Source organism: Streptomyces sp. NPDC048825 (assembly GCF_043198355.1).
Taxonomy (GTDB): Bacteria; Actinomycetota; Actinomycetes; order Streptomycetales; family Streptomycetaceae; genus Streptomyces; species Streptomyces xiangluensis.
Genome location: NZ_JBICUR010000006.1, coordinates 304,490 through 324,124 on the forward strand (window position 1 = coordinate 304,490; position 19,635 = coordinate 324,124).

Annotated in this window: 18 protein-coding genes and 2 pseudogenes; 7 read left to right on the plus strand and 13 right to left on the minus strand. The window is 70.2% G+C overall.

Annotated features, from left to right (window positions below; genetic code table 11):
* Window positions 1–35: 35 nt before the first annotated feature.
* The 5 genes from ACGFNK_RS17685 to ACGFNK_RS17705 are packed head-to-tail and all read right to left on the minus strand — an operon-like array spanning window position 36 to window position 4,668.
* The gene (locus ACGFNK_RS17685) at window positions 36–815 is read right to left on the minus strand and encodes an ABC transporter ATP-binding protein (RefSeq protein ID WP_393416767.1); all 780 of its coding nucleotides are present in this window, start codon (window positions 813–815) and stop codon (window positions 36–38) included.
* On the minus strand, window positions 805–1,572 hold the full coding sequence (locus ACGFNK_RS17690) for an ABC transporter ATP-binding protein (RefSeq protein ID WP_393416769.1): 768 nt from the start codon (window positions 1,570–1,572) through the stop codon (window positions 805–807). The genes ACGFNK_RS17685 and ACGFNK_RS17690 overlap by 11 nt, the downstream gene beginning before the upstream one ends.
* Window positions 1,547–2,641: a branched-chain amino acid ABC transporter permease gene (locus tag ACGFNK_RS17695; protein ID WP_393416771.1), complete on the minus strand. Its 1,095-nt coding sequence runs from the start codon at window positions 2,639–2,641 to the stop codon at window positions 1,547–1,549. The genes ACGFNK_RS17690 and ACGFNK_RS17695 overlap by 26 nt, the downstream gene beginning before the upstream one ends.
* A gap of 22 nt (window positions 2,642–2,663) precedes the next feature.
* Window positions 2,664–3,551 (minus strand): branched-chain amino acid ABC transporter permease, encoded by an 888-nt coding sequence (locus ACGFNK_RS17700; protein WP_189322697.1) that lies wholly within the window; start codon window positions 3,549–3,551, stop codon window positions 2,664–2,666.
* A 7-nt stretch (window positions 3,552–3,558) separates the two neighbouring features.
* Complete coding sequence (locus ACGFNK_RS17705) at window positions 3,559–4,668, minus strand: amino acid ABC transporter substrate-binding protein (RefSeq protein ID WP_393416773.1); 1,110 nt, start codon at window positions 4,666–4,668, stop codon at window positions 3,559–3,561.
* A 466-nt stretch (window positions 4,669–5,134) separates the two neighbouring features.
* Here ACGFNK_RS17705 and ACGFNK_RS17710 point away from each other — a divergent pair, with 466 nt between their 5' ends.
* The 3 genes and pseudogenes from ACGFNK_RS17710 to ACGFNK_RS17720 all read left to right on the plus strand — a co-directional run bounded on the left by ACGFNK_RS17710 (window position 5,135) and on the right by ACGFNK_RS17720 (window position 6,981).
* The gene (locus tag ACGFNK_RS17710; RefSeq protein WP_393416775.1) at window positions 5,135–6,280 is read left to right on the plus strand and encodes a hypothetical protein; all 1,146 of its coding nucleotides are present in this window, start codon (window positions 5,135–5,137) and stop codon (window positions 6,278–6,280) included.
* Window positions 6,281–6,358: 78 nt separating this feature from the next.
* Window positions 6,359–6,555, plus strand: a pseudogene (locus tag ACGFNK_RS17715) (MFS transporter); the annotation flags it as partial.
* 300 nt (window positions 6,556–6,855) lie between these two features.
* A complete protein-coding gene (locus tag ACGFNK_RS17720; RefSeq protein WP_393416995.1) occupies window positions 6,856–6,981 on the plus strand; it encodes a BBE domain-containing protein in 126 nt (41 codons plus the stop codon).
* Window positions 6,982–7,040: 59 nt separating this feature from the next.
* Here the strand turns inward: ACGFNK_RS17720 and ACGFNK_RS17725 are convergent, their stop codons facing one another.
* The 3 genes from ACGFNK_RS17725 to ACGFNK_RS17735 all read right to left on the minus strand — a co-directional run bounded on the left by ACGFNK_RS17725 (window position 7,041) and on the right by ACGFNK_RS17735 (window position 10,244).
* Window positions 7,041–8,060, minus strand: coding sequence for a glycoside hydrolase family 5 protein (locus ACGFNK_RS17725; RefSeq protein WP_393416777.1), 1,020 nt, complete (start codon window positions 8,058–8,060; stop codon window positions 7,041–7,043).
* Window positions 8,061–8,179: 119 nt separating this feature from the next.
* Complete coding sequence (locus tag ACGFNK_RS17730) at window positions 8,180–9,247, minus strand: Rieske 2Fe-2S domain-containing protein (RefSeq protein WP_393416779.1); 1,068 nt, start codon at window positions 9,245–9,247, stop codon at window positions 8,180–8,182.
* 91 nt (window positions 9,248–9,338) lie between these two features.
* A complete protein-coding gene (locus tag ACGFNK_RS17735) occupies window positions 9,339–10,244 on the minus strand; it encodes a glycoside hydrolase family 16 protein (protein WP_393416781.1) in 906 nt (301 codons plus the stop codon).
* Between the two features lie 174 nt (window positions 10,245–10,418).
* Between ACGFNK_RS17735 and ACGFNK_RS17740 the strand changes: the two genes are divergently transcribed.
* Window positions 10,419–11,162 carry a LysR family substrate-binding domain-containing protein gene (locus ACGFNK_RS17740; RefSeq protein ID WP_393416783.1) on the plus strand — a complete coding sequence of 248 codons (744 nt, stop codon included), beginning with the start codon at window positions 10,419–10,421 and terminating at the stop codon, window positions 11,160–11,162.
* 531 nt (window positions 11,163–11,693) lie between these two features.
* Window positions 11,694–12,575 (plus strand): fructosamine kinase family protein, encoded by an 882-nt coding sequence (locus ACGFNK_RS17745; protein WP_393416785.1) that lies wholly within the window; start codon window positions 11,694–11,696, stop codon window positions 12,573–12,575.
* Here the strand turns inward: ACGFNK_RS17745 and ACGFNK_RS17750 are convergent.
* The 4 genes from ACGFNK_RS17750 to ACGFNK_RS17765 are packed head-to-tail and all read right to left on the minus strand — an operon-like array spanning window position 12,527 to window position 17,496.
* A complete protein-coding gene (locus ACGFNK_RS17750; protein ID WP_393416787.1) occupies window positions 12,527–13,813 on the minus strand; it encodes an XdhC family protein in 1,287 nt (428 codons plus the stop codon). The genes ACGFNK_RS17745 and ACGFNK_RS17750 overlap by 49 nt on opposite strands.
* Window positions 13,806–15,947, minus strand: coding sequence for a xanthine dehydrogenase family protein molybdopterin-binding subunit (locus tag ACGFNK_RS17755; RefSeq protein WP_393416789.1), 2,142 nt, complete (start codon window positions 15,945–15,947; stop codon window positions 13,806–13,808). The genes ACGFNK_RS17750 and ACGFNK_RS17755 overlap by 8 nt, the downstream gene beginning before the upstream one ends.
* The gene (locus tag ACGFNK_RS17760) at window positions 15,944–16,936 is read right to left on the minus strand and encodes an FAD binding domain-containing protein (RefSeq protein ID WP_393416791.1); all 993 of its coding nucleotides are present in this window, start codon (window positions 16,934–16,936) and stop codon (window positions 15,944–15,946) included. The genes ACGFNK_RS17755 and ACGFNK_RS17760 overlap by 4 nt, the downstream gene beginning before the upstream one ends.
* Window positions 16,933–17,496, minus strand: a complete 564-nt coding sequence (locus tag ACGFNK_RS17765; RefSeq protein ID WP_393416793.1) for a (2Fe-2S)-binding protein — start codon at window positions 17,494–17,496, stop codon at window positions 16,933–16,935. Before ACGFNK_RS17765 ends, ACGFNK_RS17760 begins: the two co-directional genes overlap by 4 nt.
* Before the next feature lie 240 nt (window positions 17,497–17,736).
* Between ACGFNK_RS17765 and ACGFNK_RS17770 the strand changes: the two are divergent.
* Window positions 17,737–17,880, plus strand: a pseudogene (locus ACGFNK_RS17770) (TetR/AcrR family transcriptional regulator); the annotation flags it as partial.
* Between the two features lie 24 nt (window positions 17,881–17,904).
* Here ACGFNK_RS17770 and ACGFNK_RS17775 read toward each other — a convergent pair.
* On the minus strand, window positions 17,905–18,330 hold the full coding sequence (locus ACGFNK_RS17775) for a PPOX class F420-dependent oxidoreductase (protein WP_393416795.1): 426 nt from the start codon (window positions 18,328–18,330) through the stop codon (window positions 17,905–17,907).
* A 199-nt stretch (window positions 18,331–18,529) separates the two neighbouring features.
* On the opposite strand from ACGFNK_RS17775, the gene ACGFNK_RS17780 reads away from it, so the two are divergent.
* The gene (locus ACGFNK_RS17780) at window positions 18,530–19,558 is read left to right on the plus strand and encodes an NAD-dependent epimerase/dehydratase family protein (RefSeq protein WP_393416797.1); all 1,029 of its coding nucleotides are present in this window, start codon (window positions 18,530–18,532) and stop codon (window positions 19,556–19,558) included.
* Window positions 19,559–19,635: the final 77 nt, after the last annotated feature.

Below are 19,635 nucleotides of genomic sequence, written 5' to 3' on the forward strand. Positions count from 1 at the left end.
ACTCGCTCCTTTGCGAGGCGTGTCTACGAGGCGTGTCAGCGACGTGCGGGCCGGCCTCCGAGATAGAGCTCACCCAACTGCGGATCGGCGAGCAACTCCCGTGCAGGGCCCGAGACATGGACCCGGCCGAGGTCGAGTACGCAGCCGGTGTCGGCGGCCTCAAGGGCGCGCCGCGCGTTCTGTTCCACCAGCAGGACAGCGGTGCCCGCGTCCCGCATCCGTACGATCTGCTCGAAGACGACGCCGGTCGCCTTGGGGTCGAGCCCCATCGACGGCTCGTCGAGCAGCACCACCCGGGGCTTGACCATCAGCGAACGCGCGAACTCCACCTGCTTCTGCTGGCCTCCGGAGAGCAGCCCGGCCAAGCTCGTCCACCGTTCCCCGACGACGGGGAAGAGGTCCCGTACGAACCTCACCCGCTCGGCGATGAGTTGCTTGTCCCGGAGGGTGTAGCCGCCGAGCAGAACGTTCTCGGCGACCGTCATCTCCCGGAAAACGCTGTGCCCTTGGAGGACATGGGCGACTCCGGCGGTCAGCATCCGCTGAGGCCCATGGCCGGTGAGGTTTTTGCCGTCGACGAGGACCCGGCCCGAGCGAGGGGCGAGGAGTCCGCTGGCGACCTTCAGAACGGTGGACTTTCCTGCTCCGTTCGGCCCGACCAGGCAGACGATCGCCCCGGCGGGGACCTGGACGGTCAGCCCGCGCAGCACGAGGGCCGCCCGGCCGTATCCGGCCTGTATGTCGTCGAGTTCAAGAAGGAAATCAGAGTCGGGGAATGCGGATTCAGGGATCGCAGAGTCGGTGTCAGACGCCAAGGTATGCCCCGAGGACTCGTTCGTCGGACTGGATCACGGAGGGCGGGCCCTCGGCTATCGGACTGCCGCGGTCGAACACGACGACGTGGTCGCTCAGACTCATGACCAGGTCCATGTTGTGCTCGACGATCAGGAAGGTGCGTCCCTCGGAGTTGAGTTCGCGCACCAGGTCGCAGATGCGGTCGATGAGCGCCGGGTTGACTCCGCCGGCCGGCTCGTCCAGCAGGATCAGTTCGGGCTCGCTCATCAGCACACCCGCGAGTTCCAGCAACTTCTGCTGTCCCCAGGACAGTTGGCGTGCCTCGGCCCGCTCCAGATGCTCGATGCCCATCCGCGACAGCCAGCCACGAGCCCGCTCGGTCTCCTCCCTCCGGCCCGCGCGGGCGAGCTGCCCCGCGAGGGTGGACGGCTGTACGGCGGCGAGGAGGTTGTCGAGCACGGTCATCCGCGGGAAGACACGGCACAGCTGGAAGGAACGCCCGATGCCGGCGCGGGCGATCCGGTGCGGGGGCTTTCCCGTGATGTCGCGCCCGCGGTAGGTGGTACGGCCCGCATCCGCGCGGATCATCCCGGTGACGCAGTTGAAGAAGGTGGTTTTGCCGGAGCCGTTGGGACCGATCAGGGCGTTGACCTTGCCGTGGTGGAAGGTCACGGTGGCCGAGTCGAGCGCGGTGACACCGCCGAAAGCCTTGCTGAGGCCTACGGTTGCCAGACTCGGCCGAGTCCCGGGCTCAGCCGCCGCTTCCGCTTCGCTCACTGTCTCTCACCTCCGAACCCTCCGTTCCGTCGTTTCCGTCGCGCTGTCCGTCGCGCTGTCCGTGCCGCTGCTTCAGTTCGGCGGCGGTCACCTCGCGAATGGAGGTCTCGTCGGACTTGCGGAAGCGGCCAAGCAGCGCGGTGGCGGCCGGGATGACCCCGTCCGGCATGAACATCACGACGACGCCCAGCAGCAGCCCCGCCACGACCAGATGCAGGGGGGTGTCGCCGTACTCGACCTTGGAGTACTCCAGGGCGTACCCGACGATCACGGCGCCGAGCAGTGGCCCGTACAGATGGCGTACGCCGCCCAGCAGCGCCATCAGCACCATGTACGCCCCGCTGAGGATGGAGAACTGGAACACGGGGTCGAGGTCACCGAACCAGAGCGCGTAGAGCCCGCCGGCCAGCGAGGTGAAGGCGGCGGAGACCACGAAGACGATGAGCTTGTAGGCGAAGGTGGGCGTGCCCAGGGACTGGGCCTTGTCCTCGTCCTCACGGATCGCCTTCAGGCCCATGCCGAACCGCGAGCGGTCGATGATCCACCAGGTCAGCAGGGCCACCGCGAGCAGCGCGGCGAACAGGAAGTAGAAGGTCCGGTGGTGCTCGGAGCGCAGCATGCCCGGGAACGGCCGCGGTACGACCAGTCCCCGGGAGCCGCCGGTGAAGGAGGCCCAGCTCTGGAAGACCAGCAGCAGGATGAGGACGAGGGCGATGGAGACGATGACGAAGGAGGCGCCGCGCACGCGCAGGGCGGCATAGCCGACCGGCACGGCGAGCGCGCCCACCAGTGCGGCTGCCACGAACAGCGCGGCGAACGGCGGGAGTTCGGCCTTGGTGACCAGCAGTCCCGTTCCGTAGGCGCCGAGTCCGGCGAAGGCACCGTGCCCGAGCGAGATGTAGCCGGTGAAGCCGCCGACGAAGTTCCAGGAGGTGGACAGCACCGCGTAGTTGAGGATGGCGATGCCCACGGTGATCTCGTACGGACTCGGGGCCATGGACGGGAAGGACAGGGCGACCGCGACCGCGGCCAGCAGGGCGCCGACGTGCAGCAGTGTGCCCGTACGCAACCAGCCTGCCCGGAACGGGGTTTCAGAACCTCTGCGCAAGCCGCCCCCCGAAGAATCCCTGGGGCCGGAAGGCCAGGGTGGCGAAGAGCGCGACGTAGAAGACGGTCTGCGCCCAGGTGGTGGAGAGCTCCAGTTGCAGCAGGCTCTGCAGCATGCCCAGCGTCATGGCGGCGATGGCGGCTCCCGGCACGCTGCCGAGTCCGCCGACGACGATGATCGCCATCAGTGGGCCGATCCAATGCCAGTGCAGTGACGGGTAGATGGTGGTGTCGAGGGCGAGCGCCGTGCCGCCGACGGCCGCCGTGGCGAGGCCGAGGCCGAAGCCGTAGCCGGCGATCCGGTCGGTGTCGATGCCGAGCAGCTGGGCGGCCTCCCGGTGCTGGATGGTGGCGCGCAGCGCCTGGCCGAACCGGCTGTGCTTCATCAGCACATAGAGGCCCAGCAGGGCGAGTGCGGCCATACCGAAGGCGATCAGCTTGACTGCCGCGATCCTCGCTCCCAGGAACTCGAAGCCGGCCGAGCTGTAGCCGAGCCGGATCCGGCGCTGGGTGCCGCTGAAGGCGTACCCGAGGAGGCCTTCGATGGTCAGGGCGACGGAGAAGGTGAGCAGCACCGACATCATGGTGAGGGTCGCGGGGCGGAGCCGGGTGAGCAGCAGCCGCTGCATGGCGACACCCGCCGCGAAGAACAGCGGCACGGTGACGACCAGGGTGAGCAGCGGGTCGATGCCGGTCTCCCGGTGGGCGTACCAGGCGAGGTAGGCGGCGAGGATCAGGAAGGCGGAGTGGGCGATCATCACGACGCGCATGACGCCGAAGTAGAGGGTCAGGCCTGCCGCGAGGAGGGCGTAGAGCCCTCCCAGCAGCACGCCCAGGACGACGCTCTGGAAGACGAGGCTCGCGGAGGGCACGCCGGCCTCACCACGCCGGCTTGGGGTGGACCAGATCCGCTTCCTTCTGCGCCTTGGGGAGCACGATCTGGATCTCCCCGTCGATCCATTGCTGGATCATGTGCGCGCTCTGCGGGCGGCCCTTGTCGTCCCACTTCAGCGGTCCGACGACGGTCTCCACTTCGTTGCCGCGCAGCCAGTCGACCAACTTGCTCTGGCAGTCGGGGTCCTGGGAGGCGCAGTCGGCGGCCTCGACGGCGGCCGCGACCACCTGGCCCGTGGTGTACGCGTTGGCCTCGTCCTCCTCCGGTGCCTTGCCGAACTGCTTCGTGTACTTCTCGACGAACTCCTTGTTGCTCGGGTAGTCGGCCTTCTGTGTGTAGCCGGTGGGCGCGAGGATGCCCTCGGTCTTGTTGCCGATGGCCTTCGCGAACTCCGGTTCGGTGGGCGCGGTGGAGAAGGCGGCCATCTTCGGCTGGTAGTTGAGCTGTTGGAGGGCGACGATCAGATTGACGCCGTCCTGGTACTGCGAACCGCCCACCACCACGTCCGCCTTCGAATCGGCGATCTTGGCCGCGATGCTGCCGAAATCGGTGGTGTTGGGCGGATAGACCTCGTCGACGACGGTCTTGATGCCGCCCTTCTCCAGCTTCTCCTTGAGTCCGTACGCGGTTCCCTGCGCGAAGGGGTCGTCCATGGCGGCGTACGCGACGGTCTTGGGACGCTCGCCCGCCGGCAGGGCGAGGATGTATTCGGCCAGGTGGTTGTAGTGGTCGTTGGCGACGGCAGGTGCGGCGTAGAAGAGGTTCTTGAAGCCCTGGTCGAAGACCTCCGGCGCGGCTCCCGCCGGTTCGACGAAGAGCATGCCGTACTCCTCGGCCACGCGGGCGGAGGGGACGACGAGCCGGGTGGAGAAGGGGCCGAAGACCAGGTCGACTTCGTCCCGGCCGATCAGCTGCTCGTAGTCGGAGACGACGCGGTCGGCATTCGACTGGTCGTCCAGGATCTTCAACTCGACCTTGCGGCCGAGGAGTCCGCCCTTGTCGTTGACGATCTTGGCCCATGCTTTGTAGCCGCGTTCGACGCCCTTGCCGGGTTCGGAGAAGTCACCGGTGAGGGGTAAGGAGACGCCGATCACGATGGAGTCATCGGGTGAATCTCCGGAACCTGAACCACCGGCACAGCCACTGGCGGCGAGCGCCAGAGTGAGCGTGCCTGCGGCGATTCTCCCTTGTAGACGGTGTGTTGGTCTCATCGCTTGACACCCCTCATCGGCTGGACACCTGCATGGGTCGGCCGGATTCCGTGGTGCATGAAAGCGCTTTCGGAGGCGCTTTCATACTATGTAAGCGGTATCTCACCGGTCTGGACAACAGTCGTGCACGTATCAGTTGTCCTTCGTGTGGCGTTGGCGGGCGTGATGTGCGCGGGTGAGTCGAAGGGGGCGGCCACTCCCGGGAGAGAGACCATGCACGAGCCGTGAGTACGGCTTCAGGATCTCGATCGTCGGCCGCAACCGAGCCAGTTTCGTGTGGAGTTGTTGCGTTCTCCGGCGCGCTGGTTCACGGTGTTGCCTCTGCAGGCCGCCGAAGAGGGGGGACCTCGTGCGAAGACGGCGTTTCATCAGTGGAGTGCTCGGTGCCGGGGCGGGGATGGGGCTCGTCTCGGCGAGCGGTGGGGCTGCCGGGGCTTCCTCGGGTGACCTTGTCCGGGACACGGGTGCCTTGGGCCAGGACGTTCAGGAAGCCCACGAGTGGCAGGCCGTCGCGGCGCCGGAGTGCGCGGAGGCCGCCCAGCTGGCCGGCCTGGCCGCCGCGGGGCCCGCACTCGCCTGGGCGGTGGGGGAGGAAGGGCGTTCCGGCAGGACCCGCGGGACGCCGCTGGCCCTGGTGTGGGACGGCGAGGCGTGGGCGCGTATCAGCCTCGCCCATCTGGGATTCAGCGGCGACCTGAACTCCGTCGCCGCCACGACGTCCGGCTCTGCCTGGGCCGTCGGCGCCGACGCCGCCGGTGCCGCTCGTCTCCTGGCGTGGGACGGGCGCACGTGGCAGGAGGCCGAGTTCCCCGGGCGGGGAGAGGCCGGAACGCTTCTCACCGGTGTCGCGGTGGGCCCCGACGGCCATGCCTGGATCTCCGGGCGGAACGGCGACAACTCTGTACTGCTGCACGGCGACGGCACCAGCTGGACGTGGTGCGAGCCCCTCCCGAGCGGGACCGCCGCCACCGCGTCGGGTGTCCGTGTCACGCCTGGCGGCGACGTCTGGGTGTACGACAGCGGACTGGTTGCTCGCTGGGACGGCGACGCATGGACCGAGTTGCCTCCGCCCGGCGGCATACGCGCCACTGTCACCGGGCTGCTCCCTGTGGCCGACGACGACATCTGGCTCACCGGCTACGCCTACGGAGTAGGCGGTCCCCCGGGCAAGCCTCCGGCAGTCACCCTCCTCCACGGAGACGGAAGCACGTGGCGCAGCATCACGACGCCGTTCACCGTCGGCATGCTCACCGAGATCGTCTGCGACGAGCAGGGACGGCCGGACCGCATCTCGGGCTGGGACTTCTGGGACCAGACCCGAGCCCACTACCTGCGGTGGGACGGCGGGGCCTGGGTGAGCGAGCGCGGTCCGTCCGCCACGACTCCCGTGGTGGTCAATGCCCTTGCCGCCGTGCCCGGTTCCGGTGGGTACTGGTCGGCCGGCACCACCTCGTCCTCGCCCTACCCGCCTGCGCAGGTGCGCATCGAACGGTGACAGGACCGCCGCCGGGCAACAGCGTGCGGACGATTCCTGTGAGCGCACGACAAGCGGGGCACTCCGACCCGAATCTCATACGCCGCGGTCTCGGCGGGCGGCGGAGCCATCAGCCTGCTCGCCGACGGAGTCCTCGTCGAGTGGCTGAACTGGCGGTGGGTGCTCTTCGTCAACGTCCCCATCGGGCTGCTCATCGCCCTCGCCACCCCTCGCTGGATCAAGGAGTCCGCACGGCACCGTGGCCACTTCGACTCGTCGGCGCGCTGACCTTCACCGTGGACAACCCGAGGACGAGGACGACCGGATCCTGGCCCGGCTCGCCAGCCTCGACCCGGTCGTGGGACAGCACGTCGCGTGCATGCCGTACCCCATGATCAACACGCGCTTCGACGAGCTGCTGCCCGCCGGCCTCAACCACTACTGGAAGGGCTCCTTCAGCAGAGGCCTCCGTTGCCGAGACTGCAATCAGCCCCGCCCTGCCGACCCGCGCCGAGTGCGAGGCGAACATCGACTGGGCGCGCGCCTTCGCGGCGGCACTGGAGCCGTACTCGACGGGGGGCGGCTACGTGAACTTCATGGACGCCGACGACCAGGACCGGGTGCGAGCCAACTACCGGCAGAACTATGACCGCTTGGCGTCCGTCAAACGGCGCTACGACCCCGGCAACCTGTTCCGTCTGAACCACAACATCGCTCCCTGAGAGGTCGTTCGCTGTCGGCCTCCCAGGACGCGGTCGGGCCAATGGGCAGGTGGACCTGTTCAGGATGATGCGGAGGAGTAGACGGCGGCCTCCTCGGAGGTGGCGGCGATGCCATTCGCGCCGTTGAAGATCCGCCGGCCCCAGATGGTGAGCTGGTTCGGGTCGAAGCTCGTGACCATGTCCAGGTACTCGACTCCGCCTCCGTTGCCGCTCCAGGACCAGCCGAGGTAGCCGAGCCCGAGCTGCTGGGCGGCGGCCAGAATGGCGTCCTCGTCGGGGTTGCCGTCCGAGTGGTCGTGGCCGAACTCGCCCACCACGATGGGGAGTTTCGCGGCGACGAAGCGGTTCAGGTAGTCGGTGATCTCGGCGGCGGTGTCGAAGACGCCGTACATGTGGATGGAGAAGACCGTGTTGGCGTCCGGATCCGCGGCGAAAACCGAGGCGGCGTTGTCGCGCATGGTGAACGCCCAGTCCTGACCCCAGTTGGGCGCGTCGGCCATGATCGTGTGGTCGAAACCGGCGCCCCGGAGCTTCTGGATCGCCGCCTTGGTGTCGGCCGTCCAGTTCGCGTAATTGGTGTTCCCGTACGGCTCGTTGCCGATGTTGACGATGACGTAGTCCTCTTGGCCGCTCAGGGCGCTCTGCACACTGATCCAGTAGTCCGCGGCCCGCGAGAGCGTGACGGCTCCGCTCTGTTCGCCGTAACCGGTCGTGTCGTGGACCTCCAGGACGCAGATGAGCCGGTTCTGCTTGCACTGGGTGACCACGTTCGCCACATCGGCGGTGTCGTTACGGGGCCACCGGTCACCGCTGGAGAGGACGACGCGTACGGTGTTGGCGCCCTTCGCCTTGATGTGCGCGAGGGAGCTCATCCGGTCCGGATACCAGGTGTGGGCGTGGTTGACGCCCCGCATCACGAAGTCGTTGCCGGACGCCTCCAGCAGCCGGCCGTTCTCGATGCGGAAGCCGGTGGGCGCGGCATGAGCCGGGGCGCTGAGGCCGAGCAGGGGGAGGAGCAGGGCGGCCACAAGGCCGAGAACCGGAACGATCCGTAAGGGTAAGCGGCGGGTGATGCGCATGGTGTTCCCTTCCCTGAGTGAGGTGGGAGCGCTCCCAATTCATCTAGCCATTGTTGTCAGTGACGCGTCAAGAGGCTGGCGGTGGACGGCGAAGGAGCCGCAGTTGAGGAAAGTGCCGCCTAGTCGCTCCCCGTTCCGACCCGGGTTTCCACCTCGGAACACGAGTTGAGGTCACTCAGCTGCTCGGCCGGGACCTCGGACGGATAGAACTGGGCGTACCAGCGTCGCAGCGCCCTGATGCCCTTCTCGTGGGGCAGCAGGACCGGGCGCGGCTGGTGGATCTTGTGGTCCCAGATCCGGACCTCCTCGCGCACCTCGCCCAAGGCTTCCGCCCGGAAGACGAGCTTGAGGAGGGGGACCAGGAACGGGAGCCGGGACGGCTTGCGGAGGTAGTACAGCATCCGCATCTCGCTCGTACGGTCGTCGACGGGGGTGGTCAGGGCGACCGCAGTGACCGAGAGGACGGGCCCGTGGGAGCGGACCACCATGACGCCCGGTCCGTACATGAACGCATCGAAGGTGTTGTTGACGTCCCAGCCGAGAACGCGCCGTCCGATCCGGCCGCGGACCTCGGCGAAGGGACCGTCCGGCCGCAGGTCCTGCACGGGTGGTTCGCTCTGGCCGTGGATGAAGTGGAAGTGGGACTCGTCCACGATGTTCTCGCGCATCTCCTGGACGTGGATACGCGCCCGGCAGGTGTCGTCGATCGGCTTGGCGAAGTCCCTGGCCGCCGCCTCCGGGATCTCCGGCACCTCCCACGACGGCTCTCCTGGCCCGGCGTAGACGAAGACGAGCCCACTGTGCTCGCGGACCGGGAAGCCGCCGAGGGACACCTTCGGGGTCCGGACCGCGAACGGTGCCTTCACACACCGGCCGTCCGCACCGAATCGCCAACCGTGGAACGGGCACTCCACGGTGCCGTCCACGACCTTCCCGCCCACGCCCAGATGCGCCCCGTAGTGCGGGCAGTGCGCGTCCCGTACGGCCGGCTGTCCGTCCGCACCGCGGAAGGCGATGAGGGCACGTCCGAAGTAGTGCAGGCTGACGACCCTGCCCGGGCGCAGCTCGGCGCTGCGGAGAACGGCGTACCACCCGTAGGGCACGGGCGGCATCGGGTACTCGTCGGCGCGCGGATCGCGCGGCAGGGCGGGGTCGGGAAGGCTGTCATGGCTACGACGTAAAGGCATGTGTCGAGGTTACTGACTTGATCGCCTGTCCGGCCGATGGGCCGTCAGTCGCGCAGGATCTCCGCCGGCAGCTTCCTCGTTCCGTTCGGGATCATTTCCAGCCGTACGCGTACGCGGCGACCCACGTGACCTCCAGTTGGGCGCTGCTGCCCGGAGCCGCACCCGGACCCTGGAGGGCGCTTTCGTTCTGGAGCACCCAGGACAGGGGGCGGTTCGGTACGCCTCGGGTGTCGTGTCCCGTCTGGCGGCCGTCCACGAAGAAGCGCACATGTCCCGGCGTCCACTCGGTCGAGACGGTGTGCCACTCGGTCCAGTCGTCGGCCCCCGGGAAGTAGCCCTGCTCGCCCTCGCCGCACGGATGATGGAAGGCGGTGAGGTCGCCGGTCCACTCGCCTTCGGGGTGGTCCATTTCGCAGCCTCCGCCGTAGTGAAGCCAGGCCGACTTGTAGCCCGGAGCGAGCTTCGTCACCTTGATACGGGCGCTGTACTTGCCGTACTTCATCTGCATGACGGCACGCGGTACCACTGCCGCGGCGTGCACGGGACCTCCGTCGGCGGGCCGCCACATCCGGATGCGCATCCTGCCGTCGCCGTTCTCCGCGGGACCTACGCTCACGGTGTCCTCCGGGTGGTAGACACCCACGACGTCCCGGTTACGGTCGCGCGCGGTGTCGGGCCAACCGGTCGGATACGCCCACCAGTTGTCCCGGTACGCACCGCTCAGGCCGCCGCAGTACGCGGCTGAGGTGTCGACATGGTGATCGCAGTCGCTGAACGCGCCCAGCGGCACCCGGTCCCCGTTGAAGTCCTCCGCGAGGACCTGCCAGAACGGGCCGCAGTCGCCGCGCGGCAGTTCGGTGCCCGTGGTGCGGCAGGCCTCGGCAGGCGCGGGCGCCCCGTCGGCACGGGGGACGCCGAGGAGCACGGCCAGGAGCATGAGCCCGACGGGCACCAACAGGGCGCGCTTACGGCGGTTCGGCGCTGCGTGTGAACCCATCGGAAGGCTCCTTTGGCTCCTCGGCCCGCATGCGGTGGGGTGTTGCTGCGCGAAGGAGCATCCTCGCGGCAGGGCAGGGGCAACGCCATCCCCGTAACGGGACGCGTACCGGACCGGCGGGCTCCGCTGTCGACCGCGTACGAGGCCTCCGGCCACGCCCGGTAGCCTGGCGGGGTGACAGGCTCGGAAGCATCCCCTACGTTCCGCCTCGCGTACGTTCCGGGGGTGACGCCCGCCAAGTGGGTGCGGATCTGGAGCGAGCGACTGCCCGGCGTCCCGCTGACCCTCGTCGACGTGCCGGCTGCCGAGGCATCCGACGTGTTGCGGAACGGCGGAGCCGACGTCGGGGTGGTACGGCTTCCGGTCGACCGTACGGTCTTCAGCGCCATCCCCCTCTACACCGAGTCGACGGTGGTCGTGGTCCCGAAGGATCACCTGGTGACGGCGGCGGACGAGGTCACCGTCGCGGATCTCGCCGACGACATCGTGTTCCACCCGCTCGACGACGTCCTCGACTGGGAGCGGCTGCCGGGGCGCCCCGCCATCGAGCGCCCCGCCACGACGGTGGACGCCCTCGAACTCGTGGCGGCGGGTGTGGGCCTCCTCGTCGTCCCCCAGTCGCTGGCCCGTCTGCACCATCGCAAGGACCTCACGTACCGACCGGTGGTCGACGCCCCTCAGTCGAGCGTCGCGCTGTCGTGGCCCGAGGACGCGACCACCGACTTGGTCGAGGACTTCATCGGCATCGTCCGCGGCCGCACGGCCAACAGCACACGCGGGCGCACCCCGCCTCCGGCACAGTCGAAGAGCAAGCGCCGCGAAGCGGCGGACGCCCGCCGGAAGCCCACATCGACCGGCAGAAGCCCCCGAAGCGGCGCGAAGGGCGGCAAGCGGGGGAAGCCTCGCCGCCGGTCGTAGGTCTGCGGCCACCGCGTCCATGGTCGGCTGCGGGTCCGTCGTGGCTGGTCGCGTAGTTCCCCAGGCCCGCCCCTTCCCGAAACTGGGGCTGCGCCCCAGGCCCCCGCCAGGGGGTGGGGGTGACAGTCGTGTCGCGGCTGCCAGTCCGCCGTGGCTGGTCGCGCCCCGCGGCGGAGCCGCTAATGTCACAGCCCCGCGCCCCTGAAAAGCAAAAGCCTGCGCCTTCCCGCGCCCAGGGAAAGCCCGCACCCCCCACTGCCCGCAGCTTCCCACCGGCGGGAGGGGACGTGGGTCGGTGCGTCGTATGCCCGTCGCGTAGGTTCTGTCTCAGGCCACCTGCGCCCTGTGTGAGCCGGAGGGCCGTATGCCCACCCTGCGACGGGCTGACGCACCGGCCCCACGGCCCCGACCCACCACCCACCCAGGGGCGCGGGGCTGCGACATCAGCGGCTCCGCCGCGGGGCGCGACCAGCCACAACGAACCCGCAGCCGACAACGAACCCACCCGCCCAACCGCCGGAGGCAACCCGCATGACCGCCCGTCCGCCCGCCCAAGACGGCGAGGGCCCGGCTGCCGCGGCGGCCCGGCTCACCGGGCGCCCGGTGACCGGCGAGCGCCGGTTGTCCGGCGCGCTCGCCGAAGTCACCCTCGACGGCGGGCAGTTGGTGGTGGTCAAGCGCGGTGACGACCCGGGAGCGGTACGGGCCGAAGCGGCGGGGCTGCACTGGCTGGCGGACGCCGGAACGGTTCGTGTCCCGGCGGTGCACGGCCATGACGAACGCTGGCTGGTGACCGACCGCGTCCCGTCCGGGCGCCCGAGCGCCCAGGCCGCGGTCCGGTTCGGCCGCGACCCGGCCGCCCTGCACGCCACGGGCGCGCCCCACTTCGGGGCCTCACCACCCGGCGGCCCCGAGGACGCGTACATCGGGCTCGCCCCGATGCGCAATGTCCCCGGCACCGACTGGCCACGCTGGTACGCCGAACACCGGGTGCTGCCGTATCTGCGCCGGGCGGTCGACGACGGCACGATGCGCCGGGCCGAGGCGACCGTCGTCGAGCGCGTCTGTGAGCGCCTGCCCGAACTGGCCGGTCCCGCCGAGCCGCCTGCCCGGCTGCACGGCGACCTGTGGAACGGCAACGTGCTGTGGGGCGCCGACGGACACGCCTGGCTGATCGACCCGGCCGCGCACGGCGGCCACAGGGAAACCGACCTGGCCATGCTTCACCTGTTCGGCTGCCCGCACCTGGACCGGATACTGGACGGCTACCAGGAAGCGACGCCGCTCGCCGACGGCTGGACGGACCGCGTAGGCCTGCACCAGCTCTTCCCTCTGCTCGTACACGCCGTACTTTTCGGCCGCGGCTACGCCGAGCAGGCCCTCGCGGCGGCCCGCTCGGCGCTGGCCGGGTGACCCGCTGACGGGACCGCCCGCTCTCCGGGCGTGATCGACGCGGACCGCACGTCATGGTGAATCGGTGTCGCCGAGCCGGTCAGAGGAACGCCCGAGCCGCCGTGTCGTACCGCGACGATCTCGGCCGCGATGGACAGGGCCGTCTCCTCGGGTGTACGAGCGCCGAGGTCGAGGCCGATCGGAGAGCGCAGGCGGGCCAACTCCGGCTCGGTGACGCCGACTTCACGCAACCGCCGGTTACGGTCGTCGTGGGTGCGACGCGAGCCCATCGCACCGACGTACGCGACCGGTAGCCGCAGGGCCGCCTCCAGCAACGGTACGTCGAACTTGGCGTCGTGGGTGAGCACGCACAGGACCGTGCGGCTGTCCGTGTCGGTGCGCCGGAGGTAGCGGTGCGGCCAGTCGACCACGATGTCGTCGGCCTCGGGGAACCGCACCCGCGTGGCGAAGACAGGACGGGCGTCGCACACGGTCACGTGGTAACTGAGGAACTTGCCCGCCCTCACCAGCGCTGCGGCGAAGTCGATCGCACCGAAGACGATCATGCGGGGCGGCGGCACGCGCGACTCGACGAGCACCGTCAGGGCGGCCCCGCAGCGCGATCCTCCCCCAGACTCCGTCCGGGGGGACCCCCATCGCGCTGCGCTCGCGGAGATGTCGAACGTGCCCGTGCGGCCGGCGTTCAGCAGGGCGCGGGCCTCGTGCACCACTGTGCGGTCCAGCTCGGGATGCCCGCCGAGTTCGCCTTCGTACGATCCTTCCCCAGACTCCGTCCGGGGGGACTCCCATCTCGCCTCGCTCGGGCGCACGAGCAGCGCCCTGCCCAGCAGTTCGACCGGCCCCCGGACCACGCGGGCGAGGGCCGCCGTCTCACCCCCGGCGGCGGCCGACAGCGCCGACGCGAACACCTTCCTGCCCGGCGCGGCGGCACCGATCGGCGTGACCAGGACCTCGATGACCCCGCCGCAGGTCAGTCCCACCGCGAAGGCATCCTCATCGCTGTAGCCGAACCGCTCGCGCACCACCTCGCCGTCCTGGAGCGCCTGGACGCACAGGTCGTACACGGCTCCTTCCACGCAGCCGCCGGAGACCGAGCCGATGGCTGTGCCCTCGCTGTCGACGGCGAGGGCGGCGCCGGGCCGGCGCGGCGCACTGCCGCCCACGGCCACGACGGTGGCGACGGCGAAGTCCCGGCCCTGCTCGATCCAGCGGTTCAGCTCGTCGGCGATGTCAAGCATCCCGCTCGCCCTCCGCTTCGGCTCCCGCCAGCAGGACCCGGTCGGGCCGGATGGGGAGGTGGCGGTGGCGTACGCCGGTCGCGTGCCAGACCGCGTTGGCGATCGCCGCCGCGGCGCCCACGATGCCGATCTCGCCGATGCCCTTGATCCCGACCGGGTCGTCCGGGTCCGGGTCGTCCACCCAGTCCGCCTCGACGAGCGGGACGTCGGTGTGCGCGGCGACGTGGTAGCCCGCGAGGTCGGCGACGTAGTGGCCGCCCGAGGCCCGGTCCCGGACCGCCTCCTCGTGCAGGGCCATGGAGATGCCCCAGATCATCCCGCCGACCAACTGGCCGCGCGCCGTCAGCGGGTTGACGATCCGGCCCGCCGCGAAGATGCCGAGCATGCGCCGTACGCGCACCTCTCCGGTGGCGGGGTCCACGGCGACCTCGGCGAACTGCGCCCCGAAGGAGTGCCGTTCCTTCCGGGCCAGGGCGCCGATGGCCGCGGTGGTGTCCGACCGTACCGTGATGCCCTCCGGTGGGATGCCGGTGTGCAGGGCGAGCCGCTCCCGCAGTTCGCCTGCCGCGGCCGTGACCGCCCACGCCCAGGAGCGGGTGCCCATCGAACCGCCGGCGATCCACGCCGGTCCGAAGTCGCTGTCGCCGATGCGGACCTGGACACGGTCCGGTGCCACCTCGAGCGCGTCGGCGGCGACCAGGGTGAGCGCGGTCCGGGCCCCGGTGCCGATGTCCGCCGCGTTGATCCGCACGGTGAACGTGCCGTCCGCCTCCGCCGTCATGGCCGCCGTGGACGGTCCGGCTCCGGCACCGAAGGAGGCCGCCGCCGTACCGGTGCCGAGCAGCCAGCGCCCGTCCCGGCGCAGGCCCGGACGCGGGTCCCGGTCCGCCCAGCCGAACCTGCGGGCGCCCTCCCGGAAGCAGGCGAGCAGGTTGCGGCTGCTGAACGGCAGCCCGGACACGGGGCCCGTCTCGGGCTCGTTGCGTACGCGCAGCTCGATCGGGTCGATACCGCACTTCGCGGCGAGCTCGTCCAGCGCCGCCTCCACCGCGAACGACCCCGGCGCCTCGCCCGGCGCGCGCATCCACGTCGGGGTCGGTACGTCGAGCCGTACGACTCGGTTGGCCGTGTGGTGGGCGTCGGCGTCGTACATCACCCGTGCCACCCCTGCGCTCGGCTCGACGAACTCGTGCACGGTCGAGGTGAGGCTCAGGGAGCTGTGGTCGAGCGCGCGCAGCCGTCCGTCGGCACAGGCGCCGAGCCTGATCCGCTGCGTCGTGGGGCTGCGGTAGCCGGCGAGCGAGAACATCTGACGGCGGGTCATGACGACCCGGACCGGACGCTGCAGGCCGGTCGCGGCCATCACGGCGGCCACCTGGTGCGCGCGAAGGCCCTTGCTGCCGAAGCCGCCGCCGACGTGCTCGGATCGCACCCGTACCGAGGCCGGGTCGAGGGAGAACATGTTCGCGATCTCGCTCGCGACCCAGGCGGTGCCCTGGTTCGAGTCGACCACTTCCAGTCGGCCGCCGTCCCAGAGAGCCGTCGCCGCGTGGGGCTCCATCGGATTGTGGTGCTCTTCCGGCGTGGTGTATTCCGCGTCGACGACGAGGGCGGACGCGGCGAGTTCCGCCTCCAGGTCCCCCTTCTCCGTCACCGCCGGCATGAAGCCGTCCACCTGGTATGCGTCCGGGTGTCCGGCCGAGAACGTGACGTCGTGCGGCTCTTCCTCGTAGTGCACCACGAGCGCTTCGGCGGCCTCCCTGGCCTGCTCGGACGTCTCGGCGACGACCAGCGCCACCGGCCAGCCCATGTGCGGCACCCGCTCGTGCTGGAAGACGGCGGCGGTCGGGTCCGGGGTGCCCAGCATGCCGACGTAGTCGCTGTCGACCCGCGGGGCGTTCCCGTGGTGCAGGACGGTGAGGACACCCGGCATCCTCAGGACGGCAGCAGTCTCCACCGAGCGGATGCGGCCGCGGGCGACGGTCGACAACACCAGCCATCCGTGGGCCAGTTCGTCGAAGGGGATCTCGCCGGCGTAGCGGGCGGCTCCGGTGACCTTGTCGCGGCCCTCCACGCGGGTGTGCGCGGTCCCGACGGCACCCGTCACCGCAGTGGCCTGAGTCGTCGTGGTCATCGGGAGGCCTCCTCGGCGAGTTCGGTCAGCACGGCCACGACCAGGTTGCGCATCAGCGTCACCTTGTAGGCGTTGTGGGGCAGCGGCCTGGCGGCCGCCAGTTCGGCGTCCGCGGCGGCGGCGAAGGCATCGGCCGTAGCCGGGCCCCCGGCCAAGGTCCGCTCTGCCGCCGTGGCCCGCCACGGCCGGGACGCGACCGCACCGAAGGCGAGGCGCGCTTCGTGTACGACCCCGTCCTCGATGTCGAGAGCGGCGGCGAGCGAGCCGATCGCGAACGCGTAGGACGCGCGCTCGCGCACCTTCCGGTAGCGGGAGAGGGCGGCGACGGGGGCCGGGGGCAGGGTGATGCCGGTGATCAGCGCGCCGGGCGGCAGGGCCGTCTCCAGATGCGGCGTGTCACCCACGGGCAGGTATAACTCGGCAAGCGGCAACTCGCCCGGCCCGTCGGTCGTTTCGTACGTGACGACGGCGTCGAAGGCGGTGAGCGCCACCGCCATGTCCGAGGGGTGGGTGGCCACGCAGTGTTCGGTGGCGCCGAGGATGGCGTGGTTGTGGTGCTCGCCCTCGATGGCGGGGCATCCGCTGCCGGGGACGCGCTTGTTGCATGGCTTGGTCACGTCGGTGAAGTAGCCGCAGCGGGTGCGCTGGAGGAGGTTCCCACCGACGGTGGCCATGTTGCGCAGTTGCCCGGAGGCGCCGGCCAGCACTGCCTGCGTCAACGCCGGGTAGCGGCGCCGGACTTCGGGGTGCGCGGCCAGGTCGCTGTCGGTGACGGTGGCGCCGATGCGCAGACCGCCGTCTGTCGTCGACTCGATCCGGTCGAGGGGCAGTTCGCGTACGTCGACGAGCCGCGCGGGCCGTTCCACGCCGCTCTTCATCAAGTCGACGAGGTTGGTGCCGCCGCCCAGGAAGCGCGCGTCCGGATCGGCGTCGAGCAGCGCGACCGCGCCGGAGACGTCGAGGACACGCTGGTAGCCGAACTCCCTCATGCGGCAGCCTCCCCGGCCTCGGCCGTGTGCACCTCTGCCGCCTGTGCGACTGCCTGCACGATGGACACGTACGCACCGCAGCGACACAGATTGCCGCTCATCCGCTCCCGGATCTCCTCTGCGCTGAGCGGCGGGGGTCCCGCTTCGGGCCGTACGTCGTCGGTGACGGCGCTCGGCCAGCCCGCCGCGTGTTCCTCGATCACCCCGAGGGCCGAACAGATCTGACCTGGCGTGCAGTAGCCGCACTGGTAGCCGTCGAGATCGAGGAACGCCTGCTGTACGGGGTGCAGTTGCCCGCCTTCGGCGACGCCTTCGATGGTGGTGATGTCGCGCCCCTCGGCGGCCACCGCGAGCTGGAGACAGGAGACGGCACGGCGTCCGTCGATCAGTAACGTGCAGGCACCGCACTGACCTTGGTCGCAGCCTTTCTTGGTACCTGTCAGATCGAGATGCTCGCGCAATGCGTCGAGAAGGGTGGTGCGGTGGTCGACAGGCAGCGTGTACTTCTCGCCGTTGATGTTGAGGGTGATGGCACTGTACGTGGAGGGAGCTGGAGCCATGATCAGCCTTCCTTCGCGTGGGTGGTGCGCGTCGAAGCCGGACGGGTCAATGCGGTCGGCGATCGATTCCGGCCGTCCGCACAGGAGTATGCGCAGCTAATGCGGACCTAAACGGACAGTTGTCCGATAATCGCGAGCCTAACGGCCAGCTGGCCTCTCAACAAGGCGGGCCCTGACGTGATTCCTGGAAGGAGGACGAGTGCAGGACAGAAATGACGCGCCCATGCGCTCGAACGCGCACCCGGGGTGACCTCCGACGACTTCCTGCTCGCCATCGCCTGGCTCTGGCAGACAGATCCCCACGGGGACGACTGGCAGGGGCGCGCAGGGCGACTCATGGACCTTGTCATGGACGGCCTGCGCGCCGGCGCTCCGGGGCGCTGAGCGGGCGCCTTCGAGGGGCAGTCCTCAGCCGGCCGCCTGGCTGCTGTCCCGGAGGTCGCCCCAGCCGTGCCAGCGGTCGATCTCTATCCAGGCGCTGACCCGGCCGCGGTCCCTTTGCGGGTACGGGCGCCCGCCGTAGTGCCGGGACAACCGGTCGATGTCGGCCAGGTCCTCGTCGTCGCGCAGCTCCACCACCCGGCCGATGAGCGTGAGGTGCGTGTACCAGTTGCCCTCGTCGAGCACCGTCAGCGTGATCCGGGGATCGTTGCGCATGTGGCCGAGCCGCTTGCGGCCCTCGTCCATGTTGACCAGCACCCGCCCGTCGTCTTCCCGGAGGTACCAGGTGGCCGTGGACACCGGCTGCCCGTCGGACCGCACCGTGGCGATGACAGCCGGATTGGGCTTCTTCAGCATGACGACGGCGGCCTCGGGAAGCGGCGGCTTCGACATAAGTCCTCCTGCTAGTCGTGATCTTCGCTTTCCTCATGGGGCGCACAGTCGCGTGGTGTTGATCCACGGGCTGCGCCTCCACGTTGCCACATTGCGGCCCGTATGCAGCCGGTTCGATCTCACCCGGACCGCCGCCCACGTTTGCCTCCCGCGCAGGGGGAACGCGTCACGGTGACGGAGCTCAGGAGAGGAGCCGATCATGAGCAGCGCAACCGGACTGCGGGTCGTCGTCACCGGTGCCACCGGGAACGTGGGCACCAGCGTGATGCGTCTTCTGAGCGAGGATCCGCAGGTGGACTCCGTACTCGGCATCGCGCGCAGGCTGCCCGACGAGCCGCCGGTGCCCTCGGCCGAGTGGGCCGCGGTGGATCTGACGGCCGAGTCCGAGCTGACCAAGCACTTCGAGGGAGCCGACGCCGTCGTCCATCTGGCCTGGAAGCTCCAGCCCGCCCGGGACCCGGCGGTCACCTGGCGCACCAACGTGCTCGGCAGCGTGAAGGTGTTCCACGCGGCGGCCACGGCCAAGGTGCCGACGCTGGTGTACGCCTCCTCGGTCGGCGCCTACTCGCCGGGCCCGAAGGAGCGTGCCGTGGACGAGTCCTGGCCGACGCACGGCTGGCCGGAAGCGGCGTACTGCCGTGAAAAGGCCTATGTGGAGCGCGTGTTGGACACCTTCGAGTATGAGCGGCCGGAGACCCGGGTCGTCCGTATGAGGCCCGCCTTTCTCTTCAAGGAGGAGTCGGGGAGCCAGCAGCGCCGTCTGTTCGCCGGGCGCTTCAAGCCCGGCCCGCTGGCCCGGCCCGAGCTCCTTCCCGTGCTGCCCGACGTCCGCGGTCTGCGCGTACAGGCGCTGCACACCGAGGACGCGGCGGAGGCGTACCGGCTCGCCGTGACGAGCGACGTCCGTGGCGCGTTCAACCTGGCGGCCGAACCGCCGCTGGACGCCGAGGTGTTGGGCGAGCTGTTCCATTCCCGGCTGGTGCGGATGCCCCGCAAGGCGGCGCGTTCCGCCCTTGCCGCGGCCTGGGGCCTGCACCTGGTGCCCGCTTCGCCGCAGCTGTTCGACGCGGTGTTGCGACTGCCCCTCATGGACTGCACCCGGGCCCGCCACGAACTGGGCTGGCGGCCGCGGTTCACCGCGATCGAGGCGGTCGAGGAAGTCCTGCAGGGCATGCGCGAGGGCGCCGGCGAGGAGACCGCCCCGCTGGCCGGTCAGAAGGTCGGCTGAGGAGCCCCGCCCGCCGGCGGGTGAGTGACGCTCTCCCGGGTACTCGGCGAGCGCCTCGATGACGTGCAGTCGACGGC

What these genes read in the sequence shown, in the direction of transcription:
- ACGFNK_RS17720 (WP_393416995.1), top strand. Translation starts at nt 6,856, where the DNA reads ATGGACGCCGACGACCAGGACCGGGTGCGAGCCAACTACCGGCAGAAC.
- ACGFNK_RS17725 (WP_393416777.1), bottom strand. Translation starts at nt 8,060, where the DNA reads ATGCGCATCACCCGCCGCTTACCCTTACGGATCGTTCCGGTTCTCGGC.
- ACGFNK_RS17730 (WP_393416779.1), bottom strand. Translation starts at nt 9,247, where the DNA reads ATGCCTTTACGTCGTAGCCATGACAGCCTTCCCGACCCCGCCCTGCCG.
- ACGFNK_RS17735 (WP_393416781.1), bottom strand. Translation starts at nt 10,244, where the DNA reads ATGGGTTCACACGCAGCGCCGAACCGCCGTAAGCGCGCCCTGTTGGTG.
- ACGFNK_RS17745 (WP_393416785.1), top strand. Translation starts at nt 11,694, where the DNA reads ATGACCGCCCGTCCGCCCGCCCAAGACGGCGAGGGCCCGGCTGCCGCG.
- ACGFNK_RS17750 (WP_393416787.1), bottom strand. Translation starts at nt 13,813, where the DNA reads ATGCTTGACATCGCCGACGAGCTGAACCGCTGGATCGAGCAGGGCCGG.
- ACGFNK_RS17755 (WP_393416789.1), bottom strand. Translation starts at nt 15,947, where the DNA reads ATGACCACGACGACTCAGGCCACTGCGGTGACGGGTGCCGTCGGGACC.
- ACGFNK_RS17760 (WP_393416791.1), bottom strand. Translation starts at nt 16,936, where the DNA reads ATGAGGGAGTTCGGCTACCAGCGTGTCCTCGACGTCTCCGGCGCGGTC.
- ACGFNK_RS17765 (WP_393416793.1), bottom strand. Translation starts at nt 17,496, where the DNA reads ATGGCTCCAGCTCCCTCCACGTACAGTGCCATCACCCTCAACATCAAC.
- ACGFNK_RS17775 (WP_393416795.1), bottom strand. Translation starts at nt 18,330, where the DNA reads ATGTCGAAGCCGCCGCTTCCCGAGGCCGCCGTCGTCATGCTGAAGAAG.
- ACGFNK_RS17780 (WP_393416797.1), top strand. Translation starts at nt 18,530, where the DNA reads ATGAGCAGCGCAACCGGACTGCGGGTCGTCGTCACCGGTGCCACCGGG.